The following is a 13,888-nucleotide window of genomic DNA, read 5'->3' as shown; positions in this document are numbered from 1 at the left end:
TCAAATGTAATCAATTGTCATAATTGGTGGTTATCGCGTATCAGCTCGTCCCCTCTGCCGCAAAAGTGGAATAAAGTCCCCGTGGCCTTGAATGAATGACACATTCAATGCACATCCAAAACACATTCCATTTGCACGCCTGACGTGCGTTGATTCCGCGACAACATGAAAGCACCTCTCTACATTGCCCTGGCAGCGACGGCTGCCGCGTCCCTGGCCGGCTGTGCCGGCACCAACCTTGACGACATGATGGCTGCCGGTTCGAGCCTGGCCAAGGCGGCTACGCTCAGCGACGCCGACGTCAGGAGCTTGTCGGACCAGGCTTGCACCGAATCGGACAAGACCAACAAGATCGCAGCAGCCAACAGCACCTATGGCCGGCGTCTGGCGAAGGTTATGGCCGGGCTGAAGAACTCCGACGTGCCGAACGTCAACGCCAAGGTCTACATGACGAAGGACGTCAACGCCTGGGCCATGGCCAACGGCTGCGTGCGCGTGTATAGCGGCCTGATGGACATGATGACCGATGAGGAGGTGCGCGGCGTGCTGGGCCACGAGCTTGGCCACGTGGCGCTGGGCCACACCAAGAAGGCGATGCAGGTGGCCTACACCGCGACCGCCGCACGCGGCGCGGCGGCAGCAGCCGGCAACGGTGCGGTGGCCGCGCTGTCGTCGTCGCAACTGGGCGAGCTTGGCGAGAAGCTGATCAACGCGCAGTTCTCGCAATCGCAGGAATCGGCGGCCGACGATTACTCGTTCGACCTGCTGACGAAGAACAAGGCCGGCACCAGCGGCCTGGTAACCGCGTTCCAGAAACTGGCCAAGCTCGATGGCGGCAAGTCCAGCATGTTCTCCTCGCATCCGGGTTCGGAAGCACGCGCTCAGCATATCCAGGAGCGCATCAGCAAGGGTTCCTGAGCCCGCTGCGTAAGCCAGCGTCCAATGAGGAAGGGCCGGGAAATTTCCCCGGCCCGGTCAGAGATCAGCGGCCCACGGCCGACGATCTGAGGTCAGCGATATACGATCACCGGAATGTCGGTGTGGGTCAGCACCTTCTGGGTTTCGGAGCCCAGCAGCAGGCCGGACAAGCCGCGCCGGCCGTGCGAAGCCATGAAGATCACGTCGCAGCCGTGGCGCTCCGCGGCGTCGATGATGCCCAGATAGGGCACCGCGAACGTCGACATGTCGGAGTCGAAGGTCACGCCCGCAGCCGCGGCGAGACCCTCCACCTCCTTGAGGTACAGCTTGGCCTGGTTTTCGATACGGTCCTTGAAGGCCTGCGGCGCCTCGACCACGATTTCGCTGAACGGGGTGTACGGATACTCCTCAAGGCAGACATAGGCGGTGATGCGCGCGCCAATGGCCTTGGCCAGCTCCAATCCGCCGTTGATTGCCTTCTTGGAGAGTTCGGAACCGTCGGTGGGAAGCAGAATGTGTTGGAACATGCAGGACTCCTTTCATGCGGGGGATGAGGGGAGGGGCAGGCCCGGTTGCCACCTTTACACGACCTTGGCTTGCGACCGGAAAAGCGCCTGTCTGAACTGCATTGTAGTCAGTGTGCCGAGTAGGGCATTGCGCTATATCAATTGCAACAAAGTGCGACAGCGCACGCTCGCACGCGCGTGCCTCGTTTTAGCTGGCCATGGCGGCCATTGCCGGGTGCGCCGGTGCGGGTTCGGTCCGGCGCCAGTAGGCCGGGTTGCCATAGGTGTTCTTCAGATGGTCGATGAACAGCCGTACCCGCAGTGGCAGGTGCTTGCGCTGCGGAAACACCGCGTGGATGCCGATCGGGGGCGCCTGGAACTCGTCGAGCACCGTCACCAGCCGGCCGCTTGCAATTTCGTTGCCGACCTCCCACCACGACCGCCATGCCAGCCCGTGGCCTTGCAGGCACCATTCGTGCAATACGGCGCCGTCGGTGCATTCCATCGTGCCGCCGACCTTGACCGTAACCGCTCGGCCTTCCTGCTGGAAGACCCAGCCGCGCTGGACGTTGGCGCTGGCGCCGAAAGCCAGGCAGTTGTGACGCTGCAGGTCCTCAGGCAATGCTGGCGTGCCCGCGCGCGACAGATAGTCGGGTGATGCCACCACCACACGCCGGGTTTCCGCCAGGCGGATGGAAACGAGGCTGGAATCGGGCAGGTCCCCCAGGCGGATCGCGCAATCGAAGCCTTCATTGACCAGGTCCACCACGCGGTCGGACAGATCCAGCGTAATCGTCACATCCGGGTGCGATTCAATGAACAGCGGCACCAGCGGCGCCACATGCTTGCGTCCATAGCCCGCTGGCGCCGTGACGCGCAGGTGGCCGCTGGCCTTCACGCCACCCGCGGAAACGCTGGCCTCGGCGTTGTGCAGGTCGTTCAGGATGCGCTGGCAGTCTTCCAGAAAGGCGGACCCCTCGAAGGTCAGGCTGATCTTGCGGGTCGTGCGGATCAGCAGCTTGACGCCCAGCCGTTCTTCCAGCGCGTCGATGCGCCTTCCGATGATGGCCGGCGCGACGCCTTCCGCCGCAGCTGCAGCGGACAGACTGCCGCGCGAGGCCACGGATACAAAAGTCTCCAGTTGTTTGAAATGGTCCACGAATGATTATTTGCGATGCCTGCGCGATCACCCGGGCGTGCCCGCGGACGGCGATCTTGCGCGAATGAGAGGGAATTGGTGTTTATTGTCGAACAAGTCAGCCAAGATTAGATGCCGAAAAGTAAAAGATCAAGTGACCCGGGCCGACTTTGCCGCACTGCAGCGTCTGCCTACAATTCGATGCATTCAATGGTGTACAGCCCCACGCAACAGCCTGCGGCAAGACCTGACCCAGGAAACCAGAGCGCCCCATGAACAAGATCCGCGCAGTCGTCTTCGACGCCTACGGCACGCTGTTCGACGTGTATTCCGTCACGGCGCGCGCGGAGCAACTGTTCCCGGGCAAGGGCGAGGCCCTGGCGCTGCTGTGGCGCGAACGGCAGATCGACTACACCCGTGTCCGCACCATGGCGAGCCCCGATGGCAAGTACTACAAGCCATTCTGGGCCCTGACCGTGGATTCGCTGCGCTATGCCGCGGAACGGTTGAAGGTGAAGCTGGACGACGCGACCGAGGCGCAGCTGCTCAAGGAATATGCATGCCTGTCGGCCTTTCCCGAGAATCTGGGCGCGCTGAAACGGCTGCGCCGCGCCGGACTGCCGCTGGGCATCCTGTCCAACGGCAATGCCGAGATGCTCGATATCTCGGTCAAGAGCGCGGGCATGCATGGCCTGTTCGACCATGTGCTGTCGGTCGACGCCGTACGTCAGTACAAGACCGCCCCGGAGGCCTATGCGCTCGGGCCGAAGGCATTCGAGCTGCCAGCCGAAGAGATCCTTTTCGTCTCATCGAACGGCTGGGATGCCTGCGGCGCCACCTGGTTCGGCTACACCACGTTCTGGATCAATCGTGCCGGCCATCCGGCGGAGCGGCTCGACGTAGCGCCCTCCGGCACCGGGCACGACATGAATGACCTGCTCGATTTTGTCCGCGCCAGGGGCGTGGACGTCTGAACGACAACGAGGGGTCGACTCTCTAACCAGCTATCGACTAACAGGAGAAGACTGATGGCTATCACGTTGCCCGCGGGCATGAAGATTACCGGCGAGATCCTGCCGGCCTACGAAGATATCCTCACGCCGGAAGCCCTGGCGCTGGTAGACAAACTCCACCGCGCCTTTGAACCGCGCCGCCAGGAACTGCTGGCCGCCCGCGTCGAGCGCGCCAAGCGCCTGGACGCCGGTGAAGTCCCCGACTTCCTGCCCGAAACCAAGCACATCCGCGAAGGCGACTGGAAAGTCGCGCCGATCCCCAAGGCCCTGGAATGCCGCCGCGTGGAAATCACCGGCCCGGTCGAAGCCAAGATGGTCATCAACGCCTTCAACTCGGGCGCTGACAGCTACATGACCGACTTCGAGGATTCCAACACCCCGAACTGGCACAACCAGATGCAGGGGCAGGTGAACCTGAAGGCCGCCGTGCGCCGCACGCTGACCCTGGAATCGAAGGGCAAGCAGTACAAGCTGAACGACAAGATCGCTACGCTGCAGGTGCGTCCGCGCGGCTGGCACCTCGACGAAAAGCACGTCACCATCGACGGCAAGCGCGTCTCGGGCGGCATCTTCGACTTCGCGCTGTTCCTGTTCCATAACGCCAAGGAGCAGATCGCCCGCGGCGACGGCCCGTTCTTCTACCTGCCGAAGATGGAAAGCCATCTGGAAGCACGCCTGTGGAACGACATCTTCGTGATGGCACAGAACGAAATCGGCCTGCCGCAAGGCACCATCAAGGCCACCGTGCTGATCGAGACCATCCTCGCCGCGTTCGAGATGGACGAAATCCTGTACGAACTGCGCGAGCACAGCGCTGGCCTGAACGCCGGCCGCTGGGACTACATCTTCTCGTGCATCAAGAAGTTCAAGAACGACAAGAACTTCTGCCTGGCCGACCGCGCCAAGGTCACCATGACCGCGCCGTTCATGCGCGCCTACGCGCTGCTGCTGCTGAAGACCTGCCACTACCGCGGCGCGCCCGCCATGGGCGGCATGAGCGCACTGATTCCGATCAAGAACGATCCGGAGAAGAACGCCGTCGCCATGCAGGGCATCATCAGCGACAAGCGGCGCGATGCCACCGACGGCTACGACGGCGGCTGGGTGGCCCACCCGGGCCTGGTCGAGCCCGCCATGAAGGAATTCGTGGACGTGCTGGGCGACAAGCCCAACCAGTTCGAGAAGCAGCGTCCGGACGTGAACGTGAAGGGTTCGGACCTGCTGGACTTCCAGCCGGAAACCCCGATTACCGAAGCCGGCCTGCGCATGAACATCAACGTCGGCATCCACTACCTGGGCGCCTGGCTGGCCGGCAACGGCTGCGTGCCGATCCACAACCTGATGGAAGATGCGGCCACCGCCGAAATCTCGCGTTCGCAGGTGTGGCAGTGGATCCGCTCGCCCAAGGGCAAGCTGGAAGACGGCACCAAGGTCACCGCCGAACTGGTGCGCACGCTGATCCCGGAAGAGCTGGCCAAGGTGAAGGCCGAGGTCGGCGGCGAGACGAAGACGTATGATCGCGCTGCCGAGATCTTCGAGCAGATGTCGACGTCGGAAGATTTCGCCGAGTTCCTGACGCTACCGCTGTACGAAGAAGTCTGAGACAGACAAGGCTCGATGAAGTGAAAAACCCGCGGTGTTCGCCGCGGGTTTTTTGTTCCTGGAAACGCGCGGCGCTTTCACCGGGTCGTGTGCGAATCCGGCACGATGGTCCTCAGCATTGCCTTTCGGTAGGTGCGTTGCACGGCAAGCGTTCGGCACAGCAAGCGCAGAACCCTCATCGAATGATGCGTGGGGTGGCCTTTCGATTTCAGCACCCGCAAATGATGCAGGCGCACGCGGATTTCTTTCCGCAAGGTTGCAATGCGCTGATCCAGCGGCAATATGTCCCGCTCCATCAGCAGGAGCCGCCGAAGCTCCTGCAGCTCCTGCCGGCTATAGCGCATGCCTTTCATTTCGCCCCTCCTCCTAATCGTGAGAGGGGTTCCGCATCTTTCGTTCCCGACACCATCGCGTGGAGAGCGGCGTGGCCTGACATTGTTATGGCGCGGACCGAAAGTACCGCGCGAAGGCCATATTGAAGTGGCGCGGCTTGCCGACTGTCGGTAATGAAGCGGTCACGAACCGCTATGCCTTCCGACGTAGGGCTTGCGCTGCTCCATCGCGTTTCGCCTTTGTACCTGCCAGCAATAGAAATAAGTACACTGCAGTGCAATTTCTACATTGCGCGCATGCCGCAGCGCACGAAGGCTTTCCCGCAAAAGGCGGAGCAGGCGATACGCGAAGTGCGTATCCTGGCCTTCCTGTCGCGCTGCCCGTATCAGCTGGATGTGTGCGCGAAGTCTCAGGCGCGTCTGCTGAATCGCGCTGTCAAGTTCCGTGATGCGGTCTCGGGCGATTTCCGTCTGGGCGACCATGGCAGGATCCTCGAGTGGAATGTCTTGAAGCAGTGCGCTTCGGCGGGCATCACGCAATTCTCTTGCCTGAGTAGGCTGCCATCGCCGAACCGGCCGAACCGGCCGACCCGGCCGACCCGGCTTCTGCAAGTCCTGGCGATTCGCGTTACCCTGATCGGCTACCGGTATAGATGGGCGATTTGCGCCAAAGACACCATGACCCAACCGCTTCGCATCGACTTCGTTTCCGATATCTCATGCCCATGGTGCGCCATCGGCCTGTCCTCGCTGCGGCTGGCGCTGTCGCGCCTTGGCGATGCAGTGGACGCCGAGATCGCCGTGCATCCGTTCGAACTGAATCCGGACATGGCGCCCGGTGGCGAAGCCATTGTCGAATACCTGGGGAAGAAGTACGGGCGCACGCCGGAACAGATTGCGCAAACGCAGGACATGATCCGCGAGCGCGGTGCGTCGGTCGGCTTCACGTTCGGGCCGCGCACACGGGTCTACAACACCTTCGATGCGCATCGCCTGCTGCATTGGGCCGGGCTCAAGGGCCGTCAGTTGCCGCTCAAGCTGGCGCTGCTCCAGGCCTATCATGGCCGGGGCAGGGATCCGAGCAACCATGACGTCCTGGTCGAGATCGCGGAATCGGTGGGGCTGGACGCCAAGCGCGCGCGCCAGGTGCTGCAGGGCGGCGACTATGCCGATGACGTGCGCGAGGCCGAGCGGGAGAACCAGTCCATGGGCCTGACTTCGGTGCCGGCGATCATCTTCAATCGACGCTATCTGGTGAGCGGCGGCCAACCGGCCGAGGCCTTCGAGCAGGTGATCCGCGACATTCTTGCCGAGGCGTCGACGGCTTGACCGGCGTGTCCTGATCCTGCTGCACTGCTCTCCCTGATGCAACGAGGGGGCGGCCCCTTGCGGAGCCGCCCCCTTGCCATTGGGACAGGACTACCGGACTGCGATTGCTGCGCCGGGAACGCCTTCGTCAACGCATTGACTGCGGTGGCAGTCGCCCGGTGTCCGCGCCGGCATTCACGCCGACAAAAGGGACTGTTCGCGAAATCGAACTTTACGCGACGGGGCAAAACGCCTGAAGGTACGGCTTTGCCATTGCGCCCTTTTTGAAATGAACGATCAAGCCCCCCAGACCGCCAGCGCCGCGGATGTTGCCATCAGTGAAGGGCGCGGCGGTTTCTGCCTTGACAATCCCGCTTTGGAAAGCACGGGTGTCAGGATCACGCAGTGGCGCCGCGATTACGTGGAACTGGAGCTGGACGTTGCGTCCCATATGCTCAACCGCAGCCGTGTGATCCACGGCGGCACCCTTTGCACGTTGCTGGATGCCGCGACCGGTTATTCCGGCCTTTACACGCCCGCTGGCGAGGCGCCGCTGCATGCCGTCACGCTTTCGCTGACCTCGAACTTCCTGAGCAACGGGACCGGCAAGCTGCTGACCGCGAAAGGGACGGTCGACCGGCGTGGGCGCTCGATTTTCTTTTCCCGGGCGGAAGTCTGGCTGGATGAGGAGTTGCTGGTCGCAACGGGCGTTGCGACGATGAAGTACCTGAAGTAGGCGCGGTGCTTTCCGGGCTGGCGGCCGTTACGTCGAACTGATGGTGCTCGCGCCTTCCGTCTCGGGCACTACGGCGCCCGACGGGACCTTGTAGCGGTTGTATCCCCACAGATACTGCTCGGGGAAGCGCCGGACCATGTCCTCCACCTCGGCATTGATCCACGCGGCCTGCGCTTCAGTGGACTGCGGCATGGGTCCGGTCAGGCGTTTTACGTGCATCTTCCAGCCTCGCCCGCCGGGCAGGCGTTCGCCAGCCGCAATGATGAGCGGCGCGCCGGTTTGCGAGGCCAGCTTGCACGGCAACGTGATCGTATAGGCCTTGCGGCCAAAGAACGGTGCCCAGACCCCATCGCCCTTGGGCGCCTGATCAGGCAATAAGCCAACGGCCTCGCCTTGCCGCAAGGCGCGCACGAAAGCGCGCACGCCTTGCGCGGTAGCGGGGAACGCCTTCAGTTTCGAAGCGCCGCGCACGGTATCGAGCAGGTCCCGGAACAGCGCCTTGCGGTGGGGCCGGAACATGATGGTCAGCGGGATCCGTTCCGCGGCGTAGCGTGCCGCCAACTCGAAGCATCCCAGGTGCGGCGTCAGCATGACGAGTCCGCGGCCTTCCGCCAGGGTGTTCTCGATCACGTCCCAGTCTTCGCAAATCACCTTGTCGAGGCAGTCGTCGAGGCGAAACCAGACATGGGCCAGCTCGGTCATCATGGCGCCGGTCTCACCCGCGGCCTTGCGTGCGAAAGATGGCGCGGCGAAGCCGGCCTGGATGGCGTTCTGCTGCAGGTGCCGGCGGTATCCGCCGGGCAGGGCATAGACGAGCCGCCCCAGCATGCGCCCGGCCGCATGCGCAACGGGCAACGGCAGGGCGGCAACAAGCCGGACCACCGCGGAGAGCATGCTACTTGTAAAAGGCAGACGTTGAGGCATGGTCACGATTGAAGGGTGAAAGACTGGCGCGGTTCCGACGGCCCTTGGTAGTCGGCACAGCGGCGACGGAATGGCGGGACTGGCGGGCCAGTTCGTTCCACGGCGCTTGCCGGCGGATTCACAACTGCCGGATCAAATCAGGGGACGTGGGGCCGATCGCTTGGGCGTGCCGGCTCACGCGGGGTCTCCACGATGCACCGCTTGTGACGGGCAGGGGGCCTGTCAGGTGTCTGCGTGGAATCATTGGCGCGGCGCGGCATGCGGAGTTCTAGCGTCGAAGGACGCTCACTTTAGCATGCATCGATGGGCGCGCCGCCGGTTTCCCCGCCAAAGCGGGGTCGGTATGGGTGCCAGCCCCGATTGCAGGGCTGGCCAATGCGGGACTGGTCCCGCATCCCGGTCCATCGATCAGAACGACGGAACCATCGCGCCCTTGAACTGGCTCTTCATGAACTGCTTCACTTCCTCGGACTGATAAGCCGCCACCAGCTTCTTTACCCACGGCTTGTCCTTGTCCTGGGTGCGGACCACGATGATGTTGGCGTACGGGCTGTGGATGTCTTCGAGGCCAATTGCGTCCTTGGTCGGCTGCAGGCCGGCCGCGAGCGCGTAGTTGGTATTGATGACCGCGGCGCCGACGTCCGGCAGGGCGCGGGCCAGCTGCGCGGCGTCGAGTTCGACGATCTTCAGCTTCTTGGGATTCTCCGCCACGTCCAGCGGGGTCGCGTTGGTGCCGCTGGTGCCCGCGCCCGCCTTGAGCTTGATCACGCCCTGGGACTGCAGCAGCAGCAGCGCGCGGTTCTCGTTCGAAGGATCGTTGGGCACGGCCACCTTGGCGCCCTGCGGCAGGTCCTTCGGCGACTTCAGGTTCTTCGAATAGATGCCCAGCGGCGAGATATAGGTGTAGCCCACGCTCACCATCTTGTAGCCGCGCTGCTTGATCTGGCTGTCCAGGTAGGGTTGATGCTGGAAGCTGTTGGCGTCCAGGTCGCCGGCGTCCAGCGCGGCGTTCGGCTGGACGTAGTCGTTGAATTCCACAACTTTCACGTTCAGGCCGTTCTTCTTGGCCACTTTCTGCACGACTTGCCAGACTTCGGAGTCCGGACCGCTGACGGTACCCACGCGGATGGTCTGTTCCTGGGCCGACACGCTGCCCGCCGAGGCGATGAGGCCAAAGGCGGACACCGCAACCGCCAGACGCTTGAAAAGGGAGATGCTGCGCATAGGAGAGTTTGGATGTTATTGGAAGCTTGTGGCTTGAAAGGCGCTTCGCCCCGGCTGGATATGACCGGGCGGGTGCGGTCCAAGATTAACGCAATTGCGTCCAAACGGGGCCGCGCAGGGAATTTTGGCGTCTATTTCTTTTTCATATGCTTATGAAGCTGGCGAGGGCAAAAAAGCTGGCATTTAATGCCAGGGCGCGACGCCGGGCGGCGCTAGTCAGCGAAGATCTCGCGCAGTGTCTTCAGCGCTGCAAGCAGGGCGTCGTCGACAACCGTACCGGCCTTTTTGACAAGCCTGCCTTGATCGACGGTGCGGACCTGGTCAAGCAACATGAGACCTGCTTTTCCCTGGAACGTGACCGGGGTCCTAAAGGGCGCCGGGCGGCTGCCCGTCGTCATGGGCGCCACAATGACCGTGCGCAGATGGTCATGGAGTTCAGGCGGCGAAATCACGACGCAAGGACGCGTCTTGCGGATTTCGCTGCCAACAGTCGGGTCGAGTGCAACCAGCCAGACGTCCCCACGACTTACCATTGCAGGTCCTCATCGTCAGCGTTGGGAAAGTCGCCAAGGACCAGGGCGTCGTCCCCGGCTGCCGCGATGGCCTTGCTGGCTTCCACCCAGCCATGGCGCGGCTTGTTCTTCGGGCGCCGGATGACGAGCGCATCGTTTTCAATTTCCATGTCAACCTCATCTTCCAGACCAAGTTGGGCGAGGATCGGTTTCGGAATCAGCACGCCTTGCGAGTTACCCATCTTGCGAATCACTGCCTTCATTGCGCCACCTCGGGTTTGCTTGCCAGCCAGGATAAGTGCGGCAGCACAATGTTATAACAGACGGCCTTGCGTCGTGTTACCTTGCGAACCTTGTCGCGTGGTTGCATCACTGTGCAGGGTGGTCCAGGCGGAACCAGCAGAATCCTCTGAATAAGCCCCATCCCTTTCTGCGGGTCCTTTCCTCCATGGCTAGTGCCGAACCAACCCATACCCTTCACCCCGCCACTCGATAAAACAAAGCCCATGCCCAAACGGATCCGACAGCGTGGCTTGCCGGCCCCAGTCGAACTCCTGCGGCCAGTCCTCGAGTTCCGCGCCTGCCTCCAGCGCGCGTTCGATCGCGCTTTCGAGGTTGTCGACGACAAAATCGAGATGCACTGGCGTCCAGTGCCGGCGGTAGTCGCGCCGGGGGCTGCCGCGCGTGGTCGGGCGAGAGCCGGGCGGTTTGGCAAGCAAATAGATGGGGGTGGCGCCGCCCGTCATCTCGGCCACGGTATCGTCGAACAGCTTGCGGCTCAGGCGCAGGCCCAGTCCTTCCTGATAGAAGCCGATGCCGCGCGGCAGGTCATCGACATCGATATTGATCAGCAACTCCATCACGGTCTCCTGACAGCTTCGGGGAAATGCCCGCGCATTGTGCGCCGGCGCTCCTGACAACTCCTGTCAGGAGGGTTGTCACCGGGCGAGGCGTTCGCGTACCACGGGCCGCAGTGCGTCGCCGAGCGCAAGGTGCGCCTCGGCATCGAGATGGACACCGTCGACGGCGCTGCTCTCGATCACCGTGCCGGCATCGAACAGCAGGCATCCGAGCGCGTCGCATACCTCGCGCACCGCGTCCGGCAAGCCAGTCCACTTGTGCTCGCCGCCGGCGAACTTGGGCGCGAGCGGGCCGCGTGGCGTGCGGATCGGCGGCGGCACCACGACCAGCACCGGCGGGACCGGCATCCCGGGCTCGATCGGCGCCGTGCGAATGACGTTGACCAGCGCGCCGATGCCCTGCGCGGCGTGCCAGGCGTTGTGCGGGTGCATCGACTGGAAATCATTGTTGCCGAGCATCAGGATCACGAGCGCGAGCGGGGAATCGATCTCGACGCGCTGCGCCAGACCTTGCAGGCCGTTGCGTCCGGGCTTGAACGGGTCGTCCCAGACCGTGCGGCGGCCGTTCAGGCAGTCTTCGATGATGCGGACCGGGGCGCCCCCGTCGGCGTTCAGCCCGAGTTCCAGTCGCCCCGGCCAGCGTACGGGGAACGGCAGGCGCCGGCGCGTGCCGGGCACGATGCCCCATGAGAGGGAATCGGCATACACCAGGACTTGCAGGGGATCGACTTCAGGGCGCGTGGCGAGGGACATGCGGCGGCTCCGGACGGGCGTGGCGCAGATGCTGCGCTGCGCAGTGAAATGGTGCTGACGAACAGTCAAGACACTTCATAATATCGATTACATCAGAACACGGAGAATAAAGTTGCGTTTCGAGCACTTGGTAGAGATCAACGATCCAGGCAATCCTCAACTGGATCCGCTTACGCCTGACCAGCTCTGGCAAGGGCTGGTCCTGCGCGCCGAGTCGCCCGAACTGTTCGTCCTGGGCCTCGACCGTGCTGAAGTCGTTGGCCGTGGCGACGGCTGGATCGACCGCGTGCTGCATTTCGGCGCGGCGACCATCGATGACCGCGTGGTATTCGAACCGCGCCGCCAGGTCCGCTACCAGACCGCCGCGACGGCCGACCATGCCGGCGGCACTTTGACGATGGTGATCGAAACGCCAGCGCCGGGCGCGTTGCTGCTGCGCTTCATCTACGACACCACCATGCCGGCGGTGGATGCCAGCGGCGACGACCGCTACGCCGAGATCGTCAAGTCCGCCTACCACGAAGCCGACCTCGACACCGTCCGCAAGATTCGAGAGATCGCCGCTACGGGGCGCCTGGGGTGAGCCGGGTCCCGCACGCGCCGGAGGCATCCGGCGGCGGGTCGGGCGGGCCGACCCGGGCGGCGCTGCGCACGCGCTATGGCGACCGGCTGCGCTGGCTGGTACTGGTCACGCTGATGCTGGGAACGATGTCGTCCATTGTCTCGTCCACCATCATCAACGTTGCCATTCCTGACCTGAGCCGCCATTTCGTGCTCGGCCAGGAACGCGCCCAATGGGTGGCGGCCAGCTTCATGATCGCGATGACTCTGGCAATGCTGCTCACGCCATGGCTGCTCAATCGCTACGGCCTGCGGCGCACGTTCCTGGGCGCGCTCGCGCTGCTGGGCGTGGGTGGCGCGGTGGGCGGGCTGTCGCCGACCTACGGCGTGATGATTGCCATGCGCGTGGCAGAGGGCATCGCGGCGGGCATCATGCAGCCGCTGCCCAGCATCCTGGTGCTGCGCGTATTCGACGAGCGCGAGCAGGGCAGGGCCATGAGCCTGTTCGGCTTCGGCGTGGTGCTGGCGCCGGCGCTGGGCCCTAGCCTCGGCGGTTTCCTGGTGGAGGCCTTTGGCTGGCGTTCGATCTTCTTTGTCGTGGTGCCGCTGACCCTGCTCGGCGCAGCCATGGCGCGGCGCTTCATGGCCGTCGATTCGATCATGATGGGCGAGCGCAAGCCGCTGGACTGGCGCGGCCTGGCGCTGGCCGGGGTCGCGACGGTCTGCCTGCTGAACGGGCTGGTCGAACTGCGCGAAAGCGTGGCCGCCGGCATGATGCTGGCGGGGCTGGGCGTGGTGCTGGTGGTGGCGTTCGTCATGTGGCAGCTGCGCGCGGCCGATCCGCTCATGGACATGCGGCTGTACAGCTACCGGCAATTCTCGGCAGGCGCGGTGGTGGCCTTGATCTATGGCGCGGGCCTGTTCGGCTCGACCTACCTGCTGCCCGTGTACATGCAGATGGCGCTGAACTACACGCCGTCGCGCGCGGGCCTGGTGCTGCTGCCGGCCGGCGTCGCGCTGGCGCTGACGATTGCGCTGGCGGGGCGCCTGACGCAGCGGGTCTCGCCGCATTACCAGGTGTCATTCGGGCTGGCGTTGCTGTCGCTGTCGTTCCTTCTGATGGCGACGGGCTCGCCATCCACGCCGTACCTGCTGCTGGTGGCGCTGGCAGTGCTCGGACGCATTGGCCTCGGTTGCATCCTGCCGTCGCTGACGCTCGGGTCGATGCGTGGCGTGGATTTCTCCCTGATCGCACAGGGATCGAGCTGCATCAATTTCGTGCGCCAGCTTGGCGGGGCGATTGGTGTCAGCCTGGCGGGCGTCGGCCTGCAATGGCGGCTGAACCAGCACGGCGCGGTGCTGGGGCAGGGTGGCGATGTGCTGGCGCAGGCGGCGCGCATCCGCGCCTTCGATGAAACCTTCCTGGCTGTTGGCGTGGTGATCGCCACGGCCATCCTGGCTTCCTGGCGCATCCGGCCGAAGCCGGTGCCGCTCAACTGAG

17 protein-coding genes are annotated in these 13,888 nt (G+C 63.9%); 7 read left to right on the top strand and 10 right to left on the bottom strand.

The annotated features are described in order from the left end of the window. Positions 1-165 precede the first annotated feature (165 nt). Entirely contained in the window at positions 166-918 is a 753-nt protein-coding gene (loiP, locus tag AC3FKG_RS15735; protein WP_488743499.1) for a metalloprotease LoiP, read from the top strand. 92 nt (positions 919-1,010) lie between these two features. Here the strand turns inward: loiP and AC3FKG_RS15730 are convergent, their stop codons facing one another. Together AC3FKG_RS15730 and AC3FKG_RS15725 are read right to left on the bottom strand one after the other, a co-directional pair. Then, positions 1,011-1,445, bottom strand: a complete 435-nt coding sequence (locus AC3FKG_RS15730; RefSeq protein WP_483708328.1) for a universal stress protein — start codon at positions 1,443-1,445, stop codon at positions 1,011-1,013. Between the two features lie 187 nt (positions 1,446-1,632). Beyond that, a complete protein-coding gene (locus tag AC3FKG_RS15725; protein ID WP_483708327.1) occupies positions 1,633-2,583 on the bottom strand; it encodes a LysR family transcriptional regulator in 951 nt (316 codons plus the stop codon). A gap of 251 nt (positions 2,584-2,834) precedes the next feature. Between AC3FKG_RS15725 and AC3FKG_RS15720 the strand changes: the two genes are divergently transcribed. After that, positions 2,835-3,536, top strand: coding sequence for a haloacid dehalogenase type II (locus tag AC3FKG_RS15720; RefSeq protein WP_483708326.1), 702 nt, complete (start codon positions 2,835-2,837; stop codon positions 3,534-3,536). A gap of 54 nt (positions 3,537-3,590) precedes the next feature. Next, entirely contained in the window at positions 3,591-5,177 is a 1,587-nt protein-coding gene (gene aceB, locus AC3FKG_RS15715) for a malate synthase A (RefSeq protein ID WP_483708325.1), read from the top strand. Positions 5,178-5,254: 77 nt separating this feature from the next. Here the strand turns inward: aceB and AC3FKG_RS15710 are convergent, their stop codons facing one another. After that, positions 5,255-5,530: a hypothetical protein gene (locus AC3FKG_RS15710; RefSeq protein WP_483708324.1), complete on the bottom strand. Its 276-nt coding sequence runs from the start codon at positions 5,528-5,530 to the stop codon at positions 5,255-5,257. A 162-nt stretch (positions 5,531-5,692) separates the two neighbouring features. Beyond that, on the bottom strand, positions 5,693-5,992 hold the full coding sequence (locus AC3FKG_RS15705) for a hypothetical protein (RefSeq protein ID WP_488743498.1): 300 nt from the start codon (positions 5,990-5,992) through the stop codon (positions 5,693-5,695). Positions 5,993-6,187: 195 nt separating this feature from the next. On the opposite strand from AC3FKG_RS15705, the gene AC3FKG_RS15700 reads away from it, so the two are divergent. Both AC3FKG_RS15700 and AC3FKG_RS15695 read left to right on the top strand, forming a co-directional pair. Then, on the top strand, positions 6,188-6,838 hold the full coding sequence (locus AC3FKG_RS15700; RefSeq protein WP_483711499.1) for a DsbA family oxidoreductase: 651 nt from the start codon (positions 6,188-6,190) through the stop codon (positions 6,836-6,838). A gap of 268 nt (positions 6,839-7,106) precedes the next feature. After that, complete coding sequence (locus AC3FKG_RS15695) at positions 7,107-7,553, top strand: PaaI family thioesterase (RefSeq protein WP_483708323.1); 447 nt, start codon at positions 7,107-7,109, stop codon at positions 7,551-7,553. A 27-nt stretch (positions 7,554-7,580) separates the two neighbouring features. On the opposite strand, the gene AC3FKG_RS15690 is transcribed toward AC3FKG_RS15695, so the two are convergent. The 6 genes from AC3FKG_RS15690 to AC3FKG_RS15665 form a co-directional block, all read right to left on the bottom strand. Then, on the bottom strand, positions 7,581-8,447 hold the full coding sequence (locus AC3FKG_RS15690; protein ID WP_483708322.1) for a lysophospholipid acyltransferase family protein: 867 nt from the start codon (positions 8,445-8,447) through the stop codon (positions 7,581-7,583). 438 nt (positions 8,448-8,885) lie between these two features. After that, positions 8,886-9,701, bottom strand: a complete 816-nt coding sequence (locus AC3FKG_RS15685) for a MetQ/NlpA family ABC transporter substrate-binding protein (protein WP_483708321.1) — start codon at positions 9,699-9,701, stop codon at positions 8,886-8,888. Positions 9,702-9,913: 212 nt separating this feature from the next. Next, positions 9,914-10,234: a type II toxin-antitoxin system PemK/MazF family toxin gene (locus AC3FKG_RS15680; RefSeq protein ID WP_483708320.1), complete on the bottom strand. Its 321-nt coding sequence runs from the start codon at positions 10,232-10,234 to the stop codon at positions 9,914-9,916. Then, positions 10,228-10,476 carry an AbrB/MazE/SpoVT family DNA-binding domain-containing protein gene (locus tag AC3FKG_RS15675; RefSeq protein WP_483708319.1) on the bottom strand — a complete coding sequence of 83 codons (249 nt, stop codon included), beginning with the start codon at positions 10,474-10,476 and terminating at the stop codon, positions 10,228-10,230. The genes AC3FKG_RS15680 and AC3FKG_RS15675 overlap by 7 nt, the downstream gene beginning before the upstream one ends. A gap of 189 nt (positions 10,477-10,665) precedes the next feature. Continuing rightward, the gene (locus tag AC3FKG_RS15670) at positions 10,666-11,073 is read right to left on the bottom strand and encodes a VOC family protein (protein WP_483708318.1); all 408 of its coding nucleotides are present in this window, start codon (positions 11,071-11,073) and stop codon (positions 10,666-10,668) included. Positions 11,074-11,151: 78 nt separating this feature from the next. After that, the gene (locus AC3FKG_RS15665; RefSeq protein WP_483708317.1) at positions 11,152-11,826 is read right to left on the bottom strand and encodes an SGNH/GDSL hydrolase family protein; all 675 of its coding nucleotides are present in this window, start codon (positions 11,824-11,826) and stop codon (positions 11,152-11,154) included. Positions 11,827-11,938: 112 nt separating this feature from the next. On the opposite strand from AC3FKG_RS15665, the gene AC3FKG_RS15660 reads away from it, so the two are divergent. Then, complete coding sequence (locus AC3FKG_RS15660) at positions 11,939-12,409, top strand: SRPBCC family protein (protein WP_483708316.1); 471 nt, start codon at positions 11,939-11,941, stop codon at positions 12,407-12,409. Beyond that, positions 12,406-13,887, top strand: a complete 1,482-nt coding sequence (locus AC3FKG_RS15655; RefSeq protein ID WP_483708315.1) for a DHA2 family efflux MFS transporter permease subunit — start codon at positions 12,406-12,408, stop codon at positions 13,885-13,887. Before AC3FKG_RS15660 ends, AC3FKG_RS15655 begins: the two co-directional genes overlap by 4 nt. The last annotated feature ends 1 nt before the right edge of the window (position 13,888 follow it).

This window comes from Cupriavidus sp. 22TCCZM04-2, from assembly GCF_057798895.1.
Note: the sequence above shows the minus strand (reverse complement) of the source record. Positions and strands in the feature narration are given on the sequence as shown.